The following is a 25,428-nucleotide window of genomic DNA, read 5'->3' on the forward strand; positions in this document are numbered from 1 at the left end:
CCGCGTCATGGCTCAGTCCCGGCGCGCCACCAGCCGGTAGGCGTTCGACACCCGCAGCCGGTGCGACAGCCGCTTCACGACGAACCGGTCCAGGACCGTTCCAAGGATCAGCGCCGGGATCCCCGCGATCAGCACCGCCGCACGACCAGCACGGGCCGGCCCTGACGGCGGCTTCGGCAGCCACGGCAGGTCGTCGCGCGGTGCGGCCGTGTCCAGGGCCAGCCAGGTGCCGGCGAGGAGGTCGACCGGGTCGTGGGGCTCCGCGTGCTGTTCGGCTACGACCGTGAAGCCCAGGTCGGTGAGGCGGGCGCGGAGGTTCTCGACCGGGATGAAGTGCAGGTGCTGCGGCTGGAGCCACGGCAGCCACCAGCGGCCCAGCAGGCGGGAGTAGCGGCTGTCGGGGTCCGGGACCTCGATCAGGAGGTGGCCGCCGGGGCGCACGGCCTGGTGCGCGGCGGCCAGTTCACGCTCGGGCTCCGTGCTGTGCTCCAGGTAGTGGAACATGCTGACGACGTCGTAGTGGCCCGAGAGCCCCGGGGCCAACTCGGGGAAGCTGCCCCGGTATCCGCGTTCCACCCGCCCCGCCTGCTCGGCGAGTTCGGCGCCGTCCGTGAAGTCGAGGCCGTCGAAGGTGGTGTCCGGGTACACCGTGCGGGCCGACTCGCAGAAGTGACCGTGACCGGTGCCGACATCCAGCCAGTTCTTGGGAGTTGGCGAGTGCGGGAGCAGTGACTGCGCGCGCTGCTCGTACATCTTCGTACGGGCCGCGAACGTGTTGCCCAACTGCTTCTCGCCCAGGCCGTCGTAGAAGTCCCGGTAGTAGAACTCCAGCCCGGCCGGGCTCAGTCGGGGGTTCTGGAAGGTGTGCCGGCAGTCCTCGCACTGGTCCAGCTCGAACGTGCCCGGCTTGTGCTGGATCAGGTCCTTCGTGCGCAGCCGGGTCCGGAGGCGGGGTGATTCGCACCAGGGGCAGGTCTCGCGCCGGGGTTCGAAGAAGCGGTCCAGGCCGTCGGCCAAGTCGGCCTGGTAGGTGGGGCGTAGGGCCGCCACCTGGTCGGTGCGGCTCGGGGGCTTGGGGTCGTCCTCGTTGCTCACGGGGTCTCCTTGAGGGACGCGCCGGTGGCCAGTCGCTCCAGGTGGGTCGCCGCCGCGCGGGTGCCTCCGGCCGCGCGGAACGCCGTACGGATGCGGCCGGCCGCGGCGCGGTGGTCGGGTTCGTGGAGTACGGCGTCGATCGCCGCGCCCAGCTTGGGGGCGGTGACCCGGCCGAAGCGGACGCGGATTCCGGCGCCCGCGCCGGTGACCTGCCCGGCGATCACCGGCTGGTCGTCGCGGATGGGGGCGACGACGAGGGGGACGCCGTGCCACAGCGCCTCGCACACCGTGTTGTGCCCGGCGTGTGAGATCACCGCGTCCGCCCTTTCCAGCAGGGGGAGTTGGGGGATCGACGGCAGGATCAGCAGGTCCTTGTCCTGTTCGTCGGACGTGCCCAGCGCGTGGCCGGGGTCCGCGATCACCGCCTGTACGCGGTCCGTCCGTGCCCGCAGCGCCGTCACGCACTCGGTGAGGAAACGGGCGCCCACGTCGGTGTTGGCGGTGCCGAGGCTGACCAGGACCAGGGACCGGGCCGGGTCCAGCCAGTCCCAGGGGAAGTCCGGCGCCGCCGGGCGGGGCGCGATCGACGGGCCGACCCAGCGGATCTGCTCGCCCTGCCGCGCCTCGGGGCCGACGAGTTCCGGGGTGCTGAACGCGAGGACGAGGTGCGGGGAGAAGCGGGGGTCGGCGGTGCCCGTCGGGTCGCCGATCCCGGCGCGCAGCCCGCCCAGCAACTCGTCCAGCCACAGGGCGACTTTGGGCATGCCCGCCAGTACGTCCGTGAACTCGGCCGAGGTGGTCGCCGAGGTCGCCCACGGTACGCCGAGGCGTTCCGCCACCAAGCCACCGGCCAGGGCCTGTTGATCGGCTACGACCGCGTCCGGCCCGAACTCCTCGACGGCAGCCGCGACTCCGGGCGCCATCTGCTCGGCGAGCGGCGCGAGGAAGGCCTCCCACAGGAACTTCAGCGCCTCGGGGCCACGGATGTCGGGCGGGCGTACGCCCTCGCCCTCACCCGGGACCGGTCCGGCACAGGGGAACACCCGCGCCGGCTCTCCCGCGAGTCGCCGTACGAGAGCGGGGTCGGCGCAGACCCACGCCAACTCGTGTCCCTGTGACGCCAGTTCGGCCGCCACGCCCACCGCCGGGTTGATGTGGCCGACCAGCGGCGGGACGACGAACAGGAACCGGCTCACCGGACCGCCACCTCGGCGGCGGCCTCCGCCGTGCTCGCCTCCTGGAAGCTCGCCTCTTGGATGCTTGCCTTTTGGATCAGGGAGAGGATGTGCCCGCCGACCGTGCCCGCAGCCTCGACCAGCACGGAGTGCTCGTGGCCGGGGACGACCACGGTCCGGCAGTCGGGCAGCACGGACTCCAGCCAGGGTGCGAGCAGGGCGAGGTCCGAGTCGCCGCCGTAGACGCCGAGCACCGGGCAGTACACCGCGCGGATCTGATCCTCCGTCAATACACCGCTGGCCGGGATGTCTTGGGAGAGGGAGGTCTCGCGGGCCAGGCGGGCGGCGCCCTTCGCGAGGCGGGCGGTGTTGTGGCCGCGGTTCTCGCTGATCCAGGCGATCGCGTCGTCCTCGTTGTGCGCCAGCTGGTGCAGCACGCGGTCCAGGATGTCGCCGAGCTTCGGTGCCCAGGCCGTGGTCGCCGGTTCCGACTCGATGAGCGAGACGCTGGCGGCCCGCTCCGGATGGCGGGCCGCGTAGCCGAACGCGACAGTTCCGCCATAGGAGTTGCCGACCAGATGGACCGGTCCAGTCACCTCCAGCTGGTCCAGCAGCGCCTCCAGATCGTCGATGTTGTCGTCGAGGGTGTAACCGGTGGCCGGGCGCGCGCTGCGGCCGTGGCCGCGCAGGTCGTACATGACGACGTCGATGCCGGCCAGCGCGAACGGCGGCGCGATGGTGAAGTAGTAGCTGGCCAGGCTGTCGGTGAGCAGACCGTGCACGAGCACCGCCGTGGCGGTCACCGGGCGGTCGTCGGGCGGGCTCATCCGCTGTACGTGCAACCGGAGTTGACCGGTGTCGACCATCGCCATGGCTCAGCCCGCCTCGGCTGCCTTGAGGCTCTGCACGACATACTCGACGAGCCGGCCGACGGTGAGTTCGATGATATCGTCGAACTCCATCCCGGCCAGGAACTCGGCGAAGTTGACCTTCGTCCCGTAGTGCTCCTGGAGCAGACCGGCCAGGGTCACCAGGTCGATGCTCTCCAGCTCCAGGTCGCGGTTGAAGGTCGTCGTCATGGTGATCTCGACGTCGTCGACGCCGTACTCGTCCTCCAGCAACGTGGTGAGCATGCCGGTGAGATCGGCGAGGACGGTGTCCTCGGTGGTGGGGGTCATCGGTCGTACTCCTCTTCGTGCGCGGGTCCCGTCGTCCAGGCCACGACGTAGGTCCTGTCCGGCAGATTGGGGGGATTGCCGGCCGGCTCGTAGTGCACGGTGTAGGCGCGTTCCAGGCGCCCCGACACCAACAGCCGTGAGCCGGGGGCCACTTGGAAGACGGCGAAGTCGCGCGGCCGTCCCCGGAAGCCGGTGCCCTCCGCCTTGGCGACCGCCTCCTTCGCCGCCCAGAAGCGGGCGAACCACAGCGCCTCGGACTCGCCGGTCGCCGCCAACTGGGCACGCAGCAGCGCCAGTTCCTCCTCGCCGAGGGCGGTGGTGAGGGTGCTCGGGGGGCGTTCCACGACCTCCTCGATGTCGATCCCGGGGCCGGGACCGGGCGCGTGCGGCCGGACGATCGCGACCGCCGCCTCGGCGCGGTGAGCGAGCGAGACGTCCAGCGGGGGCAGGGTCCGGCCGTGCAGGCCGGTGACGTACGGGCGGCCCGACTCGTCGTTGTGGACCCGGATCTCGGCCGGGAAGACGGGTCCCTCGCCGTGGCCCCACAGCCACTGTCGTACCGCGTCCTTCACCGCGATCCGGCCCAACAGCCACTGTCGGCGCCCGCGCGGCGGATGCTCGGCGTACTGCGAACGCTCCACACTGCTCAGGGAGTTGCGCATGATCAGGTCGCGCGAGGCGAGGTCGGGCCAGCGCTCGTTGAGCAGGGTCCGGCCGCCGGGGCGGGCCTCGGAGAGGGTGTTGCGCTCCGGGAACCGCTCGACCGGCTTGGTCTGCGGATCGTTGTCGAAACGCCGGTCCTGCCAGCCGGTCAGCTCCGCCCACACCTCGCCGTTCACCGTGAGTTGTACGTCGGCTTCGAGCGCGGTGTCGGTCAGCGAGGTGATCCGCACCAGGCACTCCACCTCCGTACCGGGGCGCGGATGGGGGCCGTAGAAACGCATCTCGCGCATGCCGACCGGGAAGACGACGGTCCGCTCGGTGCGGGTCGCCATGATCCAATACCCCAGGATCTGGCCGACGTTGTCGAGCAGGGCGCCGGGGGCGGGCGGTGTGGTGATCACGCCGCGTACGTGGCGGTCGCCGATCGCGGTGAGTTCGGTGACCCCTTGGAACGCCGGGCCGTGGAACATCCAGCGCTCGTCGTAGAGATGGGCCGCGGTGTGGTCGGGGACGCGTTCGGCGGCGGGGTCCGGGCGGGGGCGCGGTGGGGGCGATACGGCGTGGGCGGGGGCCAGTTCGACCACACCGCGGGCGTGCGGGCCGAAGGAGACGGCGAGGCGGTCGGGTGTCTGGGTGACCACCTTCACCGGTACGTCCACCGACGGCGTGGCCGTCAGCCATCGGTCGAAGCGCGCGTCGTGCACGGCGACCGCGCGCATGCCCGGGGCGGCCCGTTCCGCGGCCTCGATGATGTGCTGGACGATCGTGGTCGCGGGGACGACAGGCCAACGGTCCGCCACGTCCGGCCAATTGGGGCGTTGCGGGAAGAAGCAGTGGTCCATGAGGTAGGGCATGGACTCGGGGGAGACGTGGACCGTGGTCTGCCACTCCCGTGGGGGAGCGGGCGGCGCGGTGGCCACGATTCGGGGTGCGGGGGCGGTTGTTGCGGTACGACGGCTGCCCGCGCTGATGAGTTGGGCGGCCGTGTCGGCGGTGTCGCGCATGAGGGCGTGCAGTTCGGCGGCGGCCGGGAAGCGGTCGGTGAGCGCGTCCAGGGGCGAAAGGGCTGCCAGGGTCGGGGTGTTGGTGGCGGCCGGTGTGCGTAGTTCCGCCCGGAGCTTCACCAAGGTCGGGGCGTCGAGGGACACGAGTGCGCCGTCCATGTCCAGCCGCACCGGGGGCCGTTCCCGTCGTGGAGCCGGTTTCTGGGGGGCCAGTGTCACCGGGTCCGTCGTTCCGCCCGCTGCCCACAACGCCATTGCCACGCGCCTGAGTTGGGCCAGTCCGGAGCGGTGGGGCGAGTTGGCGGCGACGACGAGGTGATCGCGTCCGCTGAGGGTCGCGTCGATGAGGGAGCCGAGTTGGCCCGTGCCGACCTGGACGAACGCGCGGTGGCCGGCCGCGTACATGGCCTCGATGAGCTGGCGGAAGCGCACGGGCTCCAACAGGTGCCGGATGAAGAGTGCGCGGACCGCCTTCTCGTCCGAGGGGTACGGCGAGGCAGTGGTCCCGGACCAGAGGGGGACCGTCGGCGGGTGGAGGCGGAAGCGGTTCGTGGCCTCTTCGATCGGGGCGAGGTAGGGCTTCAACATCGGTGTGTGGAAGCCGGATTGGAACGGGAGGACCTGGCTCAGGACGCCCTGCGCGCGGAAGGACCGCACGAACTCGTCCACGGCCTTGTCCGGTCCGCACACCATCGACTGGCCCGGCGCGTTGTCGTGGGAGAGCACGATTCCGGCGTCTGGCCAGTCGGCGGCGAGCGCCGCGAGCACGCGTTCGGCCGGGGCTCCGATCGCCCCGAAGGCGAGACCGGGAACCGTCACCGAGTCGGGGTCGAACGCCTCCATGAAGTCGCTGACCTCGTCCGGCGAGTACACCCCGGCGGCCGTCATCGCGGTCCACTCGCCGACGCTGTGCCCGGCGACCGCGTCCGGGACGACGCCCATCTTCCGCAACGCGGCGTCCAGCAACCGCCCGACGCCGACCACATCGAAGCCGTGGCGGCCAACATCCCCTACCTGTGCGGGGGTTGCGGACCGGTTCTCGCGCAGTCCGAAGTGCGCCGCGATGTCCTCGACCCGGGGCGTGAAGTCGCCCTCCAGGCCCGGGAAGACGAACGCCAGCTTTCCGGCGTCGGGCCCGATCAGCGGGCTCGGCGTGAACCACACATCGCTACGGCCCTGCCAGGGCCGGCCCTTGGCGACCGCCCGGCGGGCCAGCGCGAGCCGCTTTGTGTCCGGGGCGACGATACCGAGCCGTGAACGGCCCGTGGTGGAGGGGGAGTTGTGTACAGCCAAGAGGGAGGAGTCGTCCGCGTCCAGCAGCGCGGCCAGCGCCTCGGGGCTGTCGGCGGCGAGCATCAGCACGCGCTCCGGTTCGGCCACGGAGATTGTGCGAGTGGGGGCGTTCGTGCGTTCCGGTTGGTCAGCCGCACCCGCCGAACGTGACGCGCGCGCTCCCGGCGCCTCCTCCAGCACCACATGCGCGTTGATGCCGCCGAACCCGAACGCGTTGACTGCCGCCCGTCGCACGGGCTGTTCGGGAGTTGTCTCCCAGGGCGCGGCCTGCTCCAGCGGACGGAACCGGGTCGCCGCGAGCGCGGGGTGCGGGTCGTCGCAGTGCAGGGTCGGCAGGAGCATGCCGTGGTGGACGGCGAGGGCGGCCTTGACCAGGCCTGCGACTCCGGCGGCCGGCATCGTGTGGCCGATCATCGACTTCACCGAGCCGATCACCGCACGGCCGTCGGAGGTGCCCGTGTCCCCGAACACCTCTGCCAGCGTGGCGAGTTCGGCCCCGTCACCGGCGGGCGTCGCTGTGCCGTGTGCCTCCAGTAGGCCGATCGAGCCGGGCAGCGCGGGATCCAGACCCGCCGCCTCCCATGCCTGGCGTACGGCGTGGGTCTGGCCGGTCGAGTCGGGGTTGACGAGGCTCGCGGCGCGGCCGTCGCTGGACACGCCGGTGCCGCGGATGACGGCGTAGATGCGGTCGCCGTCGCGTTCGGCGTCGGCGAGGCGTTTGAGGACGACGATTCCGGTGCCCTCGCCGATCAGGATGCCGTCGGCGTCGCGGTGGAAGGGGCGGATGCGCTGGCTCGGGGAGAGCGCGCGCAGTTGGGAGAACACGCTCCACAGCGTGATGTCGTGGCAGTGGTGGACACCGCCCGCGAGCATCAAGTCACAGCGTCCGGCGGCGAGTTCGGTGACCGCCTGGTCGACGGCGATCAGTGAGGACGCGCAGGCCGCGTCCACCGTGTACGCCGGGCCGCGCAGATCGAGGCGGTTCGCGACGCGGGACGCCGCGAGGTTGGGGACCAGGCCGATGACCGACTCGGGGCTGTCGGGGCCGAGTCGTTCGGTGAACGCGGTGCGGATGCGGTCGAGTTGGCCGGGGTCCAGGTCGGGCAGCAACTCGCCCAGGGTGCGGACGAGTTGGCCCGCCGTACGGACCCGTTGGTCGAGGCGGACCAGACCCGGGGTGAGATAGCCGCCCCGGCCGAGGACGACGCCTACGCGTTGCCGGTCGGGCAGGCGGCTCTCCCCGCCCGCGTCGGCGAGGGCGGCGGCGGCCACGTGGAGGGCGATGAGCTGGTCGGGTTCGGTGCCGGGCACCGAGTTCGGCATGATGCCGAACCGGGTGACCTCGACCTCGGCCAACTCGTCCACGAAACCGCCGCGTCGGCAGTACACCTGGTCGGCCACGGCCGGACCGCTCGCGGAGTCCGGCCGGTAGTAGTCCGCGTCCCAACGCCCGTCCGGCACCTCGCTGATGGCGTCCGTGCCGCCCAGCAGATTCCGCCAGTACGCGTCGAGGTCGGCGGCGCCGGGGAGCAGCACCGACATTCCCACGATGGCGACCGGCACTTGACGGTCCGTCATGGCTACCAGCCCGAAGCGGTGTAGACGACGGCCCTTGCTGACTCGTCGCCCCAGGCGAGTTCGCGCAGCAGGGCCGCGGTGCCCTCCTCGGGGTCGATCAGCGAGATACCGCGCCGGGCGTACTCGCGTCCCAACTCCGGTGTGACCATGCCGTGGTGACCACCGGTGGGCGCCCAGGGACCCCAGTGCACGGTGAGCGCGCGGTGCCCGGTCCGGGCGGCCCAGGCGGTGCCGAGGCTCTGGAGCGCGTCGTTGGCGGCGGCGTAGTCGACCTGGCCCCGGTTGCCGAGGACGGCCGAGATGGAGCCGAACAGGACGGCGAAAGCAGGGCCGTTGGGGAGTTCCTCCAGCGCCGACAGCAGGGTCTCGGCGCCGTGCGTCTTCGTGCCGTAGACCCGCTGGAAGGACTCGGTGGTCTTCTCGGCGATCAGCCGGTCCTCGATGACCCCGGCCGCGTAGACGACACCGTCGAGGCGGCCGTGTTCGGCGTGGATCTCCTTGACCGCCTGGAGCGCGGCGTCGGGCTCGCGGAAGTCGACGGAGTGGTAGCGGGCCTGGCTGCCGAGGGCGGTGAGTTCGTCGAGTGTCGCGGTGATCTCCCTTTGGGCGAGCAGGAGTTCGGCGGTGCGGTTGATCTCGGCGGGGGTGAGTCCACCGCTGTTGCGGGCGAGGGCGGCGCGCAGTTCGGCCGGGGTGCGGGCGCCCGCCGTCGCCGGGTCCTCGGGGCCGGCCGGGGCGGCCGTCCTGCCGAGGAGTTCGATACGGCAGCGGGAGGCTGCGGCGAGTGCGACGGCGAACTTGGCGGTGATGCCGCGCGCTCCGCCCACCAGGAGCACGACCGAGTCCCGGTCGAGCCCGATCGCGGAGGCTTCGGCGACCCCGTCACCGGCCGGTCCGGCGCCGTTGGTCGCGAGTGCGCCGAGCGGTGTCTCGGTCAGCTCAAGTCCGTGGCGCCCAGCGGCAGTTCGCAGGACGACCGGCTCGGTGTCGGGTGCCAGCAGTTCGGCGATCAGTGCGTCGGCGACGGCGTCCGGTGCGGTGTCCGTCAGCTCGACGACCCGGGCGACGGTGTCCGGGTACTCGCGGGCGACCGTACGGAACAGTCCGTGCAGGCCCGCCGCTCCGCCGTCCGCGCCCTGTACCGCGAGGAGTTGACGGGGGTTGCGGCGCAGGGCGGCCTGGAACACGGGGAAGGCGTCGGGCAGCGGCGGGGCCGATGCCGTGAGCGGGGCGAGGTACAGGATGCCGTCCACCTGGCCGTCGGCTTCGGTGAGTTGGTGCTCGGGGCCTACGGTCACCGTGTCGGCGCCGTACGAGGAGAGCCTTGCCGCGACCGCCTCCGAGGGGCCCCTGTCGCCGTCGCCGTAGAGGACGAACCGTCGCCCGCTCAGCACGGATGCCGGGTCCGTCGGATTGTCGCCGTCCTGGTGTGCCAGCAGTACCGGGCGGAGTTGGAGGCGCTTCGGCGCGGTGCCGGTGACCTCGTCCTGCGGGGCGGGGGCGCTGTCCGGCACCGTGGGTTCGGCGGGTTCCGTCAGCCGTGCCGACAGCCAGCCCGTGACCGAGGCCGCCGTACGGGCCTTCGCCAGGTCCTCCAGCTCGGCGTCGTCGAGCGTGGCGACGTCCATCCCGCCGCCGATGCCGAGGCGTTGGGCCAGTTCGCCGGCGATCTCGGCGCGCTTGATGGAGTCGATGCTGAGGTCCGCCTCCAGGTCGAGGTCGGGCTCGATCATGTCGACGGGGTAGCCGGTGCGTTCGCTGATGATCTCCAGGACGACACGGAGCACGTCGGCTTCGGTGACGGTCTCGGGTGCCTGGGGGGCGGCCAACTCCGTTACCGGAGTGGGCTGTTGCGGTATGGGTGCTGCGGCCGCAGGCAGAGCGGGTATCTGCGGCAGCGCCTCGACCACCGCGGGCGCCGGTGCCGGAACCCATGTTCCCTGCGGTACTGGTCCCTGCGTCGCGCCGAAGTACGTCAGCAGCACATCCCGTTGCGCGGCCACCATCTCCCGGCTGGTGCGCAGGAATTCGGAGATGAGCGCGTCCCTGTTCGCCTCGACGGGGGCACCGCCTTGAGGGTTCGTCGTCACAGTCGTCTCCACAACGCGTCGGGCCGGTGCGAGGGCACCGGGCAGGAGTGCTCCGGCGGCGGTACGGACGAGCTGTCCGTCGACCGTCCAGCCGGGTCGCGAGGGCACGGGGGTCCGGGCCGCGTCGACGGCGTCGCGCCCGTTGAAGAGCCAGCCGGTGCGCACCGGCAGCCCGGCGACGGCCAGTTGGGCCAGCGCGTCGAGCCAGCCGCGCAGCCCGCTGTTCTGGTTGGGCTCGCAGGCGACCGTGCGGTGCGGGCGGTCGCCGAGGATCTGGTCGACCAGCCGGGTCAGCACGGAACCGGGACCGGCCTCGACGAAGATCCGCGCCCCCGCCTCGTACATCGCCTCGATCTCCGCGACGAAGCCGACCGGGGAGCCTATCTGCGCGGCGAGTTCGGCCCTGACCGCGTCGGCGTCCTCGCCGTAGGGCGCCGCCGTGCGGTTGGACCACACCGGGAACTCGGGCGTGAGCACCGGCCGTTGGGCGAGAGCCTCCGCGAACCGTTCGCCCGCCCCCGCCACCAGCGGGCTGTGGAAGGCGCAGGCCACGGGGATGCGCTTGGCGCCGAGACCGGCGTCGCGCAGGAGCCGTACGGCTGTGGCGACTGCCTCCGTCGGGCCCGAAATCACCGTCTGGCGGGGGGAGTTGTGGTTGGCGACGACGACGGAGTCGGGGGCGTCCGCCGCCTTCAGGGCCTGTTCGACGTCCTCGGCACCGGCGGCCACCGCGGCCATGGTTCCGGGGTCGTCCGTGCCCGTGGCTTCGAGGATCGCCGCCGCGCGCTCGGCGCTCAGCTCCAGCAGTGCCTCCGGCGCGATCGCACCGGCCGCGCAGAGGGCGACCAGCTCGCCGTAACTGTGTCCGGCCGCCATGTCGGGCCGCACGCCCGCCTCGGTGAGCAGGGCGTGGGCGGCCAACCCGGCGATGCCCAGGGCGGGTTGCGCGACCCGGGTGTCGGTGAGACCGGCCTGCTGGCGGTCGCGGGCGGTGTCGTCGAAGGCGGTGGGCGGGTAGAGCGCGTCGGCATGGGCGCGGCCGAGGTGCAGATAGTGCTGCAGCTCGGGGAACGCGATGAACACGTCGGCGAGCATGCCGGGGCGCTGACTGCCTTGACCGGGGAAGAGGAACGCGACTTCGCCGGAGTCGGTACTCGCGTCGGCGAGGTGAATTCCGGCTACCGGATCATGCTCACCCGCCAACGCCCGCCGCAGTTGCCCGACCAGCCCCTCGACATCCTCGGCCACGACGGCCACCTGCACGGGTTCCTGCCGGGCGTCCGAGCGGCGCGACGCACTCAACGCCAGGTCCCGCAGCTTCCAGTGACCCGTCTCCGCGAGTTTCAGGGTCTCCTCGATGCCCCGCTGTGTCGCCGCCTGGCTAGCGCCTCGGAACAAGAACAGCTCGGCGGGCCACGCGTCCAGACCCTGCGCGGGCGGAACCGCCTCGCCGTAGGCCCCGATCACCGCATGGAAGTTGGTGCCGCCGAAGCCGAACGCGCTGAGCCCCGCGACGCGTTCCTCGGCCGGTGCCGCCCAGGGGCGCGGCCGGGCGTGGAAGACGAACGGGCTGCTGTCCTCTTTCCACGCCGAGTTGGGCTGCTTCATGTGCAGGGTCGGCGGCTTCACGCCGGTGTAGAGGGACAGCACGGTCTTGATGAGACCGGCGAGTCCCGCGGCGCACTTCGTATGCCCGATCTGGGACTTGACCGAGCCGAGCGCGCAACTGCCCGTTTCCGCACCGGACTCGGTGAACACCTCGCTGAGGATGGAGAGTTCGGTGCGGTCGCCGACGACCGTCCCGGTGCCGTGCGCCTCGACCAGGCCGACCTCGGACGGGGAGACGCCCGCGTTGCGGTACGCCCGCTCCAGCGCGGCCCGCTGGCCCTCGGGGCGGGGTGCCGTCAGGCCGAGCGAGCGGCCGTCGCTGGAACTCCCAACTCCCTTGATCACGCCGTAGATCCGGTCGCCGTCCCGCTCCGCGTCCGCGAGCCGCTTGAGGACCACGCAGGCGACGCCCTCGCCGAGCGCGATGCCGTCGGCCGAGCTGTCGAAGGCGCGGGAGCGGCCCGTGGGGGAGAGGGCGTGCACGGAGGAGAAGAGGACGTAGTCGTTGATGCCGTTGTGGAGGTCGGCGCCCCCGCACAGGACCACATCGCTGGTGCCGCCCACGAGTTCCTTGCAGGCGACGTCGACGGCGGCCAGCGAGGACGCGCAGGCCGCGTCGACCGTGAAGTTGGCGCCGCCGAGGTCGAGCCGGTTGGCGATGCGGCCCGAGATGACGTTGGAGAGCATGCCGGGGAAGGAGTCCTCGGTGAGCGTGGGGAGTTGCTCCTCGATGCCCTGAGGGATCTTCCCGTAGTAGGAGGGGAGTACGGCGCGCAGCGTGGTCGCGTTGGACAGGTCGCTGCCCGCCTCAGCGCCGAACACCACGGAGGTGCGCGCGCGGTCGAACTCCCGCCCCCGGTCGCCGTATCCGGCGTCCTCCAGCGAGCGCCGGGCCGCTTCGAGGGCCAGCAGCTGCACCGGTTCGATGCTGCCGAGGGAGGTCGGCGGGATGCCGTAGCGCAGCGGGTCGAAGGGGATGCGCGGGAGGAAGCCGCCCCACTTCGAGGGGGTGGCGCCGTCCTTGTCGGCGGAGTAGTGGACGGCGGGGTCCCAGCGGTCGGGCGGGACCTCGTCGACGGAGTCGCGGCCGCCGAGGATGTTCGCCCAGAACGTGGGGAGGTCGGGTGCCTGCGGGAACATGCACGCCATGCCGATGACAGCGATGTCCAGGGGGGCCGGGGCCTCCGGCTCGGCCGTTTCCTCAACTCCCAGGAGGGAGCGGGCGGTTCGCGCGCTGTCGGCCAGGAAGTCGGCGGCCTCCTCGGTCACCGAGCGGTGCAGGGCGTCGATCGTGGTGGTCGCCGAACGCAGCACGGCGACCTCGCCGGCCATGAACATCCCCTCGGCGAGCTGGCGTTGCTCGTCCACGGCGGTCAGCGTGCCGGCCGCGTCCCGCTCCACGCCCTTGCTGGCGATGCGGAGCCGGCCGACGTTGAGCCGCTCCAGCTTCTCCCAGATCTGCCGGTCGGGTACGCCCTGCTCGCGCAACTGGGCCTCGAAATCGAGGTAGTTGTCGCTGAACGGGCTCGGCACGCAGCGGGTGGCGTGGCCCGGCGCGGTCTCCAGCAACGCGGTGCGGGTCGCCAGGACGACCTGCTCCTGGAACAGGGGCTGGACCGCGCCGCGCGTCACCGCCTCCTCCGTGAACAGATAGGCGGTGCCCATCAGGACGCCGACGGCGGCACCGTGTGCGGTGAGCGGTGCGGCGAGCGCGGCCACCATCGCCGCCGAGCGCTCGTCGTGGACGCCGCCCGCGAAGAACACCTCGATGGTCTCGGCCGTACCGGGGTCGGCCTTCTCCAAGAAGTCGTCCAGGACGGCGAGTTGGGCCTCCCAGAGGGGGAAGCTGCCGCGCGGGCCGACATGGCCGCCGCACTCGGAGCCCTCGAACACGAACTTGCGCATCCCCGCGTCCAGGAACTGCCGCAGCAGCCCCGGCGAGGGCACGTGCAGGAAGGTGGAGATACCGGCCCGCTCCAGCGCCTCGGCCTGGGAGGGGCGGCCGCCCGCGATGATCGCATGCGTGGGCTCCAACTCCCGTACGGCTTCGAGCTGGGCGTTGCGCATCTCCTCGGGTGCGAAGCCGAGCACCCCGACACCCCAGGGGCGGTCGCCCACGGCGGCGCGGGTCTCGGCCAGGACCGTTCGCGACTGTTCGCCGCTCGACAGAGCCAGCGCGACGAACGGCAGGGCACCGCCCTCGGCGACGGCCGCGGCGAACTCCGCCTGGTCGCTGACGCGGGTCATCGGGCCCTGGGCGATGGGGAGTCGGGTGCCGAGGGTCCGGCTCATCGGGGAACCGGCGCGCAGCGCGGCGGCCGGTGCCTCGTCCCGTACGGACTCCCGTATGGCGGCGGTCAGTTCGCGGACCGTGCGGCCCGCGTCGCCCCAGCGTTCCGCGAAGCGCGCGGCGAGGAAACCGTCCTGGCCGACCGGGAGGAGCTGGGTGCGCGGGTCGCGGGCGCCGAGCAGTTCGGACACGCGGTCGGCGGGTACCCGCGGGGCGTCCGGACCGCGTCGTAGGAGCACGCGGTGTCCGGCCACCAGCGTGGTCTCGGAGCCGTCCATCGAGCGGAGTGCGGCGGCGGCCGTCTCCGGGAGGACCGACTCGGCGAGCAGGGCCAGTTGGCTGTCGAGGACGATCCCGGCCGCGCCACCGGCCACGGCCGCGGCGGCCGTACGGGGGCCGATGCCGCCGCAGGCCCAGACAGGGACGACCACGGCGGGGTCGGCGAGCAGGCGCTGGAGTAACACGAACGTGCTCAACTCGCCCACCCGGCCGCCGCTTTCGGCGCCCCGGGCGATCAGCCCGTGCGCACCGGCGCGGACCGCGGCCGACGCCTGGTCCGGGTCGGTGACCTCGACCAGCACCCGGTGCGACGCGACGACCTCGTCGACCCGCCAGGGAGCGTCCACGGCCAGGACGACGGTGTGCGGGGCGGCGCCGGTGCCCGTCGTGAGGTCACCGGGGCCGATCCGGCAGTGCGGTCCGACCCGTACCCCGAAAGGGCCAGGGGACCAGCGGCGGATTCGCGCCAGGGCCTCTCTGGATCTTCGGTCGCCATTTCCCAGGTCCAGTACGCCCAACCCGCCGGCACGGCTGACGGCCGCCGCGAGTCGGGCATCCGGCTCATGGAACGGGGTGATTCCAATGATCATGTCTTCGGCGCGCGCGACAGACGTCATGATTCTCCGAATAAACGGTGAAACTGCACGGTGGGGGGTTTCGGCGGGGGTGCGCCGAATGTAATCGCAGAGGCGCAAGAGGGCTGATGGAAAGCTAGCCCCCCGGTTACTCGTCGGTCAACAACGCCAAGGTAAGCAACTGGTTGACGGAGGTGATCCAGCCAGCCGGAACCGGCCCCCAAACAACCGAAAACCCTGCCAATTTCCTTCAGAGGGCACACCACTCGGACCGCAGTGGCGCAAGCGGTCCAAAAGCCCCCGCTATTCATCCGAGGCTCACAGTCCCGAAACACCACTGACGGCGGGAAGGAATTATGTAAACGTTGGGTGTCGATGCCTCCTCGCATAAGCCGCGCTAGGTTGGCACCCATGAGCACACCGCGGGACCTGATGATCGTCGCCATGGATGTCGCACCCGACCGCCCCGTCGAGACGGGTGATCTTTCGCTCGCGCTCGCCGGAGCGGAGGTGGTCGACCTCCTGGCCGCCGAAGCCGTCGTGCTGGACGGCGACCTGATCGTGCCGAACCCCCAACTTCCCTTGGAGGACGGGCTGTTGGACGAGGCCGCGGCCGCGCTCGTGCGGGAGACGCCGTACGAGTCGGTCGAGGACTGGCTGTGGCGGCGCGGGCGTCGCCTGTCCTCCGCCTATCTCGCCGCGCTGGAGGCGGAGGGGCTGGTCGAGCGGCAGCGCGGGCGCTGGATCCCGGTCCGCACCGGCCGCACGGCCCTGGTCGACTCCCCGGCCCGCAGCCGCGCGGCGGACCGCTGGGCCCAGGGCGAACCAGTCCTCGCCCAGCTCGCCGCGGCCGCCGGGATCCGCGAGGTCTCGGACGAGGACTCCGCGAAGGTCACCGACGAGTCGCTGGACACGGTCATCGCCGTAGTGCATGACGCGGTGACGGAGCTGGAGGCCGTACGGCAGCGGAAGAGTGTCGAGGACGCGGCCTACGACAACGTGTGGCGCGGTATGTGACGGCGACCGCTCGGCCTCGAAGCACGACAACTGCCGATAAAACAGAGCCAGTTGATGGTCCTGAGCCTCAGGTGACGACACGTCACCCATGGTAGGCACAAGGCCGTCGCTGAGCTAGAGCGAGCGGGGGCGCGCGCTACCCGCGTTCACCGGGACGAAGCCGCCGCGCCCGGCGGGATCCTCACCGGGACGAGGGCGCCCCCAGCGGGATCGTCACCGTGAAGACCGTCGCGCCGGGCTCGGACGTCAGCTCCACGGTGCCGCCGTGCGCCTTCGCCAGCGACCGGGCCACCGCGAGGCCCAGCCCGCTGCCGCCCCGGTCCCGGGTGCGGGCCTTGTCGACCCGGTAGAAGCGGTCGAAGACCCGGGCCCGGTCGTCCTCCGGGATACCGGGGCCCGCGTCGGCGATCCGTACGGATGCCAGGCCGGCGGCGACCGACAGCGACACCGAGACCTCCGTGCCGGCCGGGGTGTGCACGGCCGCGTTGGCCAGGAGGTTGTCCAGCACCTGCCGGATGCGCACCGGGTCGACGCGCAGCCGGACCGGGGACTCGGGCACCGACACCGTCAGCGGGTGGTCCCGGTGCCCGGCGCGGAAGGCGTCCGCCGCCTGCCCCACCAGGTCCACCAGGTCCGCGTCCTCCGGCCGTAGCGGAGTTTCCACGTCCGCCGCGTCGAGACGGGCCAGCAACAGGAGATCGTCGAGGAGGACGCCCATGCGGGCCGCCTCGGCGCGGAGGCGGGCCAGGTGTTTGTCGCGCTCCTCGGGGACGTTCGCGGCCGCGTACTGGAACAGGTCCGCGTAGCCGCGCACCGACATCAGCGGGGTGCGCAGCTCGTGCGAGGCGTCCGCGACGAACCGGCGCAGCCGCTGCTCGGCCTCCGCGCGCACCGCGAGGGAGTCGTCGATGTGCTCCAGCATCGTGTTGAACGCGGTGCGCAGCTCCTCCACCTCGGGCCCGCCGTCGCCCCGCTCGGCGCGCAGTGGCAGCCGGGCCGCCGACTCGGTGAGGTCGTGCGAGGCGATGCCGTGGGCCGTGGTCGCCATGTCGCTCAGCGGCCGCAGCCCGCGCCGCAGCAGGTTCCGCCCTATGACCACCAGCACCAGCAGTGCCAGCGCGAACGCCACCACTTGGACCGTGACAAGTTGCCGCACGGTGCCCTGCACGTCCGCCAGCGGGGCCGCGCTCACCAGGACGACACCGGGTTCGACCTCGCAGGCGCGCAGCCGGTAGGTGCCCTCGCCGTCGATCGTCACCGTGCGGGAGATCTCCGTGGTGGAGTGCGCCATCGTCTTCGCGAGGGCGGTGAGCGCGGTGGTGTCGTCCGGTACGTCGGAGGGCTCGCGCAGTTTCGGGGTTGTGCCCTTGACGTCGTAGACCGCCGTGTACCAGCCGTAGTACGGCTTGCGCTCGACGATGCCGTGCACCTGGGCGTCCTTGGACTGGACGGTCTGGACGAGCTTCATCTGGTCGCTGACCTGGCGCTGGAGGTAGTCCCGCATGTACATCGTCAGGGCTGTGCCGACGACCGCGAACACGATCAGGGACAGGACGCCGACGCCCAGTGCGAGGCGGGTGCCCAGGCGGACCCGGCGCCAGTTGTGGCGCAGTCGTCGGATCATTCGGCGGCCTGCCGGATCACATAGCCGAAGCCGCGCACGGTGTGGATCAGCGGATCGTGCCCCTCGTCCAGCTTGCGGCGCAGGCGGCTGACCACCAGCTCCACCACGTTCGAGCGGCCACCGAAGCCGTACTCCCACACATGGTCGAGGATCTGCGCCTTGGTGAGCACGGTCGGCGACTTGCGCATGAGGTAGCGCAGGACCTCGTATTCGGTCGGGGTGAGCGTGAGGAGGCGGTCGCCGCGGCGCACCTCCCGCGTGTCCTCGTCCATCGTGAGGTCCGCGACCTGGAGGACCGACCGCTGGAACCCGGGCCCGGCGCTGCGCCGCAGCACGGTCCGCAGCCGGGCCATCAGCTCCTCCACCGCGAACGGCTTGACCAGGTAGTCGTCACCGCCCCGGGTCAGCCCCGCGACCCGGTCGGCCACCGCGTCGCGCGCCGTGAGGAACACCACCGGCACCATCGTCCCCGACCGCCGCAGCCGGTCCAGCACACCGAAACCGTCCAGGCCGGGCAGCATCAGGTCGAGCACCACGATGTCCGGCTTGAACTCGGCGGCCACGGTCAGCGCCTCCTCACCGGAGTACGCGCACGCGGCCTCCCAGCCCTCGTACCGGGCGACCGTCGCGACAAGGTCGGCGATCGGCGGGTCGTCGTCCACGACGAGGAGTCGTACTTTGTCCACCCGCTCATACTGCGCCACACGCCTCCCGGCGCCAGACCCGCGGCACCGCCACACCCGTATCGATAACCACTTGAAAGGCGGCCGACAGGAAAACGACAGCCCCCCGAGGTCAAGCTCGTCTCCCAGGACCCGATCAAGGAGCTGCCGTCCGTGACGACCGTCCAATCACCCCCTGCGCCCCCCACGGCGATACGCCCCAGGGTGGTGGCCCGCACGGGCCTGTACGCCGTGCTGGCCGCGAACGTCGCCGTGGTGACCGTCTTCTTCGCCCAGGCCGGATTCGCCTCCAACGCGCTCATCGTCATCGGCCGCCTCCTCGGCCTCTACGGCGCGCTGGTCATGGCCTTCCAGCTGCTGCTGGTGGCCCGCCTGCCCTGGCTCGACCGCCGGATCGGCATGGACCGGCTCACCAACTGGCACCGCTGGACCGGCTTCGCGCTGCTCTGGACGCTGCTCGGGCACCTCGTGTTCATCGCCTTCGGCTACGCCCAGGGCACCGACACCGGCCCGGTCGGCGAGGTCGTCGACCTGGCCGAGACCACCGAGGGCATCCTGCGCGCGCTCGTCGCGTTCGCCCTGATCCTCGTCATCGGCGCGACCTCCGCGCGTTACGCGCGACGCCGACTCGCCTACGAGACCTGGCACTTCATCCACCTCTACACCTACGTCGCGGTGGTCCTCGCCTTCACCCACCAGGTCGCGGTCGGTACGACGTTCACCGCGTCGTCGGCCGCCACGACGTACTGGTACGCGGTCTGGGGCGTCGCGCTCGGCTCGGTCGCCCTGGGCCGCGTGATCCTCCCCCTGTGGCGCAACCTCCGCCACCAGCTCCGCGTGGAGGCGGTCGTCCCCGAGTCCGACAACGTCGTCTCGATCTACATCACCGGCCGCGACCTCCACCAACTCCCGGCCCAGGCAGGCCAGTTCTTCCTCTGGCGGTTCCTGACGAAGGACCGCTGGTGGCAGGCCAACCCCTTCTCCCTCTCGGCCGCCCCCGACGGCACCCGCCTCCGCCTCACCGCGAAGACGGCCGGTGCCGGTACGGCCGCCCTGCGCCACCTCAAGCCCGGCACCCGCGTCTTCGCCGAGGGCCCCTACGGCGCCTTCACCACCCTGCACCGCACGAAGCCGGAGTCCCTGCTCATCGCGGGGGGCGTCGGCGTCACCCCGATCCGCGCCCTGCTGGAGGACCTGGAGGGCCACGCGGTCGTCATCTACCGCGTCGCCACCGACCGCGACGCCGTCCTCTACGACGAGCTGGTCGAGCTCGCCCAGGCCAAGGGCGCCCAGCTCCACCTGGTCACCGGCCCGCCCGTCCCCGACAAGCTCGCCCCGCGCGAACTCGCCCGGCTGGTACCGGACATCGCCGACCGCGACGTCTTCCTCTGCGGACCGCCGCCGATGATGAACGCGGTGCTGCGCAGCCTCGGCGACTTGGGCGTGCCCAAGCAGCAGATCCACTTCGAACGCTTCAGCCTGGCGGGATGAGAGACATATCGTGAAGCGAGTCATACCTGTCCTGGTGCTGTCCGTCGCGGGGTTGATCCCCGTGTGGCGCTACGAGCCGTCCATCGGGACGACGACGAGTTCGGCGAGCACGCCGACCACGAAGGCGGTCTCGACACCGACTCCTACGGCCACCTCCTCGTCGTCGTCGGGCTCCGCGTCCACGCCGTCCACGTCCTCGAAGAAGGTCGTCCAGGGCACCGCGATCAACACCTCCAAGGGCACCGTGCAGGTCCAGGTGACCTTCGAGGGCGACAAGATCAGCTCCGTCAGCATGCTCCAGCAGCCGGACCACCCGCAGACCACGGCGGCCGTCCCGGTGCTGATCGAGGAGACCCTCAAGGCGCAGAGCTCGAAGATCGACACGGTGTCCGGCGCCACGATCACCAGCGACGCCTACGTCCAGTCGCTCCAGGCCGCGATCGACGCCAAGGGCGCGTGAGATGCGCCGAGTTGAGCACGTGATGGGGTTCCCGGTGTCGTTGCGCGTCGACGACGAAGGCATCGGAGACGAGGTGGCGGACGCGCTCTTCACCTGGCTGCGCGAGGTCGACGCCCGCTTCAGCCCGTTCCGCCCGGACAGCGAGGTCTGCCGCTACGACCGCGGCGAGCTCCGACTCCGGGACCTCAGCGCGGACTTGACCGAGGTGCTGGACCTATGTGAGCAGTACCGGGTCGCGACCGGCGGCGCCTTCGACGTCCGCTTGCCCGGTCGGCCCCTAGACCCCTGCGCGGTCGTTAAGGGCTGGTCGGTGCAGCGGGCGGCGGAACTCCTCACCGCCGCCGGTGCCCGGCGCTTCATCCTCAACGCCGGCGGCGACGTGGTCGTGGCCGGCGGTCCGTGGCGGGTGGGCGTACGGCACCCCGAACACGCCGATCAGCTGTGCACCGTACTGGAGTTGACCGACGGGGCGGTGGCGACCTCCGCGCGCTACGAGCGCGGCGACCACATCGTCGACGGCCGCACCGGCGAACCCGCGACCGGCCTCCTCAGCATCTCCGTCGTGGCCGCCTCCCTCACCGAGGCGGACGCCACGGCCACCGCGGCCTTCGCGATGGGCCCGGCGGGCGTCGACTGGGCCGCCGCCCGGCCCGGCTGCGAGGTGTTCGCGGTCGACGCGGAGCGCCGGGTCCGGCGTACACCGGGATTCCCCGTCGCCATGGCGACGGTCTGAGGAGCTTGGGGATACGACCGCTGCACCCACGACATGCGGAAGGGCCGCCGGGTTACTTGAGTTCTAGTGGTCGTCGCAACATCCCAGCTCAGGGGATGCGTTGGACTTCGAGATCCGGAAGCTGCGGACGCCGCAGGGCCCTGTGAAACTGGTCCGTGAGCGGGAGGCATACTCCCAGCTCGTGGATCAGGGGCTGAGCAGCCGGGAAGCGTGCGAGATCGTAGGGATTTCGGTCCGTACGGGCAGGAAATGGCTCTATGGGCGCAAGCCCAGTGGCAAGCAGAGGAAGGCGTTTCTGCCGCTCGGTGCGGTGGAGGCGCCTTCTGGGCCGTCCCGGTATCTCACCGAGGCCGACCGCATCCACATAGCGGACCGGCTACGGGAGAAGGCGTCCCTGCGAGAGATCGCTCGTGAGTTGGGCCGCAGTCCATCGACGGTCAGCAGATAGATACGCCGCAACGGCACGGCTCTGCGTGGGGGCCGCTCGCGCTGGGTCTACCGTCCGCACGCCGCCCAGCGCCGCGCGGAGCACCGGCGTCGCCGGCCCAAAGCCGGGAGGATCGGCCGGATCCCGGAACTGAGGGACTTCATCCAGATCCATCTGACCCTGCGGTGGAGTCCCGAGCAGGTCAGTCATGCGCTGCGCAGGCAGTTCCCCGGCCGGCCCGACATGCACGTGGTCCACGAGACGATCTACCAGGCGCTCTACAACCGGGGCCGCGGCGAACTCAGGCGGGAACTCGCCCGTTCGTTGCGCACAGGCCGCGCATTCCGCCGGCCACGCAAGGACTCCCACCGGCGCCGGCCGCGCGCTGTCCGGGACATGGTTCTCATCAGCGAGCGCCCTCAGGAGGCGGCCGGGCGAGCCGTTCCGGGGCACTGGGAGGGGGACCTGATCGTCGGCAAGGGCCACAAGTCGGCGATCGGCACGCTCGTCGAGCGCAGCAGCCGCTACCTCGTGCTCGTGCACCTGCCTCTCGGCTACACCTCCGGCCATACCCGCGACGGGCTGATCAACGCGATACAGACCTTCCCTCCGCAGCTTCGCCGCTCCCTCGCCTGGGACCAGGGCGCCGAGATGGCCATGCACAAGGCGGTCACCACGGCGACGGGCGTCCCGGTCTACTTCTGCAACCCGGGCAGTCCCTGGCAGCGCGGCAGCAATGAGAACACCAACGGTCTCCTGCGGCAGTACTTCCCCAAGGGCACAGACCTCTCCCGCCACGGTCACGAGGAGCTGGACGCCGTTGCCGCCGCCCTCAACAACCGTCCACGCAAGACGCTCGGCTGGGAAACCCCGGCCGAGCGTCTGTCTAAACTACTCGCCACCACACGTCAGTGATCACGTGTTGCGACGATCATTGGAATTCGCCTTACCGGCGGCCCTTCCTGTCGGGAGATGTGGTTCAGGGGAGGAGGTCAGCTGACGTCGGAGGCGTCCAGGCGGTACAGGCCGCTGCTCGTCGAGGAAGAGGAACTCGTTGAACTGGAGCTGTACGCCGAGGACTTGACCGCCGTGCCGTGGGCCTTGACCCAGGTGGCGATCGCGGAGTTGGTGCCCTGGCCGCCGTCGCTGCTGACGATGATGTAGTGCAACTTGCCTGACTTCACCAGGGACTTGAGCTTGGCGAGGGTCATCGCGTTGTCGCTGCCGGACCAGCCGCCCATGGAGATCACGGGCTGCCCCGACTCCAGGATGATCGAGGACGCCGTCTGGTCGGTGGAGACCGCCAGCAGCCAAGTCGCCCCGTCCTGGTGCTTCTTGAGGTAGGCGATCATCTCGGACGAGACCTGGGTGCCGCCGCCCATACCGCCGCCGCCACCGGCCTGCTGCGTACCGGACTCGGAACCGGACTCCGAGGAGGTGGAGGAGTTCGAGCTGGACGAAGGCGCCGAACCAGTGCCCGAAGGCCGGGTGCCGGACGGGGCCGAACCACTGGGCTTCGTACCGGACTTGGTGCCGCTCGGCGCGCCGCCCATACCGCCACCGCCGCCGCCCATGCCGCCACCGGTGCTGGGACCGGCCGTCGGGTTGGTGCCGTTGGTGGAGGAGGTCGCCGCCGAGACCGAGTAGGCCGCGGGACCGGCGAGCAGGGCGACGACGGCGGCCAGCGCCGCGAAGCCCATCAGGCGGTGGCGCTTGGTGAACCGGCCCACCAGCAGGCCGAGTACGGAGGCCACGCCTGCCACGGCGACCACGATCTCCGCGACCGTGTACACCGTGCCGGAGCCGGAGACCCGCTGGAGCAGGACGACTGCCCACACCGAGCTGGCCGCGATCGCCGCCGGGAGGACCCAGGCCCACTTGGCCGCCGAACCCTCACGGAAGGCGCGGTAGAGCAGCACCCCGCCCGCACCGGCCAGGGCCGCGATACCGGGTGCCATGGCGGTGACGTAGTACGGGTGGAACGTGCCCTCGGCCAGCGAGAACGTCAGGAAGTGGAGGACGAACCAGCCGCCCCAGAGCATCAGGGCCGCGCGCTTGGCGTCCGTGCGGGGAGCGCGGCCGCGCAGCACCAGACCACCGACGAGGGCGATCGCGGCGAAGGGGATGAGCCAGGAGATCTGGCCGCCCATGATCTCGTTGAACATCCGGTACAGGCCCGAACTGCCGCCGAACGAAGCCCCGTTGCCCTGCGAGCCGACCGAGGAGCTGGCGCCGAAGATGCGGCCGAAGCCGTTGTAGCCGATGACCAGGTCCCACACCGTGTTGTCGGTGGAGCCGCCGATGTAGGGGCGGGAGGAGGCGGGGATCAGGTCGACGATCACCATCCACCAGGCGCTGGAGACGACCAGCGCGACGGTGGCGACGGCGAGGTTGCGGATGCGCTTGCCGAGGGAGACGTTCGTCGCCCAGAGGTAGACGAGGAAGAACGCGGGCAGGACGACGTACGCCTGCATCATCTTGGTGTTGAACGCGAAGCCGATCGCGACCGCCGACCACACCAGCGGCATCAACTTGCCGTTGCGGACGGCCTTCATGAGGGCCGCGGCGCCGAGCATCATCAGCAGGACGAGGATCGGGTCCGGGTTGGTGTCCCGCGTGATGGCGACCGTGATCGGGGTGAGGGTGAGGACCACCGCCGAGATGGTGCCCGCCACCGCGCCGAAGTCACGCTTGACCTGGCGGTAGAGGAGGGCGACCGAACCCGTGCCCGCCGCGACCATCGGCAGCATCAACTGCCAGGTGCCGTAACCGAATACGCGGGCGGAGAGGCCCATCACCCAGAGGGCGAACGGTGGCTTGTCGACCGTGATGAAGCTGCCGGAGTCGAGCGCGCCGAAGAAGAACGCCTTCCAGCTCTTGGTGCCGCTGTAGACGGCCGCGTCGTAGAAGGTGTTGCCGGTGATCGAGGTGAGGTTCCAGGCGTAGAGGGCCGTGGCCAGCAGCAGGATGCCCCACAGGGCCGGGCGGGCCCAGCGCGGGTCGTCCTCCGGGCCCGTGAAGAGCCTTCTGGCACGGGAGTTGAGGCCGCCGTCGGCGGGCGGGCCCGCGCGGTGCGAGCGGCGGGCGCTCTCCTGACCGGGGGGCGGGGCGAGGGTCGTCATGACGCGTACTCCAGGTGTTCCGCGGAAGAGGCGGGCGCCCCGACGGGCAGGACAGGGGTGGTGGTGCGGGTACGGCGGGGTACGGCGGCGATGCGGGCGCGGCCGGTGACGGACTTCTTGAACATCCGGCGCATGCCCTTGAGGTCGTCGAGGGCGGTGCGGACGATGTCGACACGGCTGTCGGGGTCGTCGGTCCAGTCGACCGGGACCTCGTGGATGCGGAGCTTGTTGCGCTGGGCGAGGACGAGGAGTTCGGTGTCGAAGAACCAGGCGGTGTCCTCGATGTGCGGGGCGAGCGCCAGGAACACGTCGGTGCGGACGGCCTTGAAGCCGCACTGCGCGTCCGAGAAGCGGGCCGCGAGGCCTGCCTTGAGGAGGAGGTTGTAGGAGCGGGAGATGAACTCCCGCTTGGCGCCGCGCTGTACGGCCGACTGCCGGTGCAGCCGGCTGCCGATCGCCACGTCGCTGTGGCCGGAGAGAAGGGGAGCGACCAGGGGCAGGAAGCCTTCGAGGCCGGTGGACAGGTCGACGTCCATGTACGCGACCACGTCCGCTCCGGAGCGGCTCCACACGTGCTTCAGCGCGCGGCCCCGGCCCTTGGCGTCGAGGTGCACGGCGTGCACGTGCGGCAGCCGCTGGGTGAGGGCGAGCGCCTCCTGCCAGGTGGCGTCGGTACTCGCGTTGTCCGCCACGGTGATCGTGAACGGGAACGGGAAGGACGTTTCGAGGTATGCGTGGAGACGGCCGACACTGCCGGCGAGGACGTGCGCCTCGTTGTACACCGGCACCACGATCTCGACCGACCGCTGCCGGACGCCTCCCGCGTTCTGTTCGTTCATGACGGTGACTTTCCGGGCCCTGCCTAGGGCGTTCCTGTGCCTTCGCTGAACGGTCGATGAGAATCAGCGGACTCACAGGAAGGGCACAGTCGATCCGCGTCGAACCCCCAGGAAGCGGGCCCCAAAACCCCTCAGGTGCCCGCCAAGTTCCCGCAACACAAGCCGTCTAGACTCTCCCCTCAACGGCCAGAGACAGCGGTCAGG

Annotated in this window: 14 protein-coding genes and 1 pseudogene; 5 read left to right on the forward strand and 10 right to left on the reverse strand. The window is 71.3% G+C overall.

Translation table 11 applies throughout. The features are described from left to right. Window positions 1-12: 12 nt before the first annotated feature. Genes OO69_RS16690 through OO69_RS16715 form a run of 6 tightly spaced genes read right to left on the reverse strand, consistent with a single transcriptional unit; the run spans window position 13 to window position 14,870 of the window. Window positions 13-1,095: a class I SAM-dependent methyltransferase gene (locus OO69_RS16690; protein ID WP_199810961.1), complete on the reverse strand. Its 1,083-nt coding sequence runs from the start codon at window positions 1,093-1,095 to the stop codon at window positions 13-15. Next, window positions 1,092-2,291 (reverse strand): glycosyltransferase, encoded by a 1,200-nt coding sequence (locus OO69_RS16695; protein WP_033281445.1) that lies wholly within the window; start codon window positions 2,289-2,291, stop codon window positions 1,092-1,094. Before OO69_RS16695 ends, OO69_RS16690 begins: the two co-directional genes overlap by 4 nt. Then, window positions 2,288-3,142, reverse strand: a complete 855-nt coding sequence (locus OO69_RS16700; RefSeq protein WP_033281446.1) for an alpha/beta fold hydrolase — start codon at window positions 3,140-3,142, stop codon at window positions 2,288-2,290. The genes OO69_RS16695 and OO69_RS16700 overlap by 4 nt, the downstream gene beginning before the upstream one ends. Window positions 3,143-3,145: 3 nt before the next feature. After that, a complete protein-coding gene (locus OO69_RS16705) occupies window positions 3,146-3,448 on the reverse strand; it encodes an acyl carrier protein (protein WP_033281447.1) in 303 nt (100 codons plus the stop codon). Then, on the reverse strand, window positions 3,445-7,986 hold the full coding sequence (locus OO69_RS16710; RefSeq protein ID WP_033281448.1) for a type I polyketide synthase: 4,542 nt from the start codon (window positions 7,984-7,986) through the stop codon (window positions 3,445-3,447). Before OO69_RS16710 ends, OO69_RS16705 begins: the two co-directional genes overlap by 4 nt. Window positions 7,987-7,988: 2 nt before the next feature. Beyond that, window positions 7,989-14,870 carry a type I polyketide synthase gene (locus OO69_RS16715; RefSeq protein ID WP_033281449.1) on the reverse strand — a complete coding sequence of 2,294 codons (6,882 nt, stop codon included), beginning with the start codon at window positions 14,868-14,870 and terminating at the stop codon, window positions 7,989-7,991. A gap of 369 nt (window positions 14,871-15,239) precedes the next feature. Here OO69_RS16715 and OO69_RS16720 point away from each other — a divergent pair, with 369 nt between their 5' ends. Then, window positions 15,240-15,845: a GOLPH3/VPS74 family protein gene (locus OO69_RS16720; protein WP_033281450.1), complete on the forward strand. Its 606-nt coding sequence runs from the start codon at window positions 15,240-15,242 to the stop codon at window positions 15,843-15,845. Window positions 15,846-16,026: 181 nt separating this feature from the next. Here the strand turns inward: OO69_RS16720 and OO69_RS16725 are convergent, their stop codons facing one another. After that, on the reverse strand, window positions 16,027-17,469 hold the full coding sequence (locus tag OO69_RS16725) for a sensor histidine kinase (protein ID WP_033281451.1): 1,443 nt from the start codon (window positions 17,467-17,469) through the stop codon (window positions 16,027-16,029). Beyond that, window positions 17,466-18,155, reverse strand: a complete 690-nt coding sequence (locus OO69_RS16730; protein WP_033281595.1) for a response regulator transcription factor — start codon at window positions 18,153-18,155, stop codon at window positions 17,466-17,468. Before OO69_RS16730 ends, OO69_RS16725 begins: the two co-directional genes overlap by 4 nt. Window positions 18,156-18,305: 150 nt before the next feature. Here OO69_RS16730 and OO69_RS16735 point away from each other — a divergent pair, with 150 nt between their 5' ends. The 4 genes and pseudogenes from OO69_RS16735 (at window position 18,306) to OO69_RS48850 (ending at window position 22,178) form a co-directional block, all read left to right on the forward strand. After that, complete coding sequence (locus OO69_RS16735; RefSeq protein ID WP_033281452.1) at window positions 18,306-19,643, forward strand: ferric reductase-like transmembrane domain-containing protein; 1,338 nt, start codon at window positions 18,306-18,308, stop codon at window positions 19,641-19,643. Between the two features lie 10 nt (window positions 19,644-19,653). Continuing rightward, window positions 19,654-20,103, forward strand: coding sequence for an FMN-binding protein (locus OO69_RS16740; protein WP_033281453.1), 450 nt, complete (start codon window positions 19,654-19,656; stop codon window positions 20,101-20,103). Window position 20,104: 1 nt separating this feature from the next. After that, entirely contained in the window at window positions 20,105-20,836 is a 732-nt protein-coding gene (locus tag OO69_RS16745) for an FAD:protein FMN transferase (RefSeq protein ID WP_033281454.1), read from the forward strand. Between the two features lie 100 nt (window positions 20,837-20,936). Further along, a pseudogene (locus tag OO69_RS48850) lies at window positions 20,937-22,178 on the forward strand (IS30 family transposase). 77 nt (window positions 22,179-22,255) lie between these two features. Here OO69_RS48850 and OO69_RS16755 read toward each other — a convergent pair. After that, on the reverse strand, window positions 22,256-24,385 hold the full coding sequence (locus OO69_RS16755; protein ID WP_033281455.1) for an ArnT family glycosyltransferase: 2,130 nt from the start codon (window positions 24,383-24,385) through the stop codon (window positions 22,256-22,258). Further along, window positions 24,382-25,224 carry a dolichyl-phosphate beta-glucosyltransferase gene (locus OO69_RS16760; RefSeq protein ID WP_033281456.1) on the reverse strand — a complete coding sequence of 281 codons (843 nt, stop codon included), beginning with the start codon at window positions 25,222-25,224 and terminating at the stop codon, window positions 24,382-24,384. Before OO69_RS16760 ends, OO69_RS16755 begins: the two co-directional genes overlap by 4 nt. Window positions 25,225-25,428: the final 204 nt, after the last annotated feature.

Source organism: Streptomyces sp. NRRL F-525, assembly GCF_000716605.1.
In the GTDB taxonomy this organism is placed as follows: domain Bacteria; phylum Actinomycetota; class Actinomycetes; order Streptomycetales; family Streptomycetaceae; genus Streptomyces.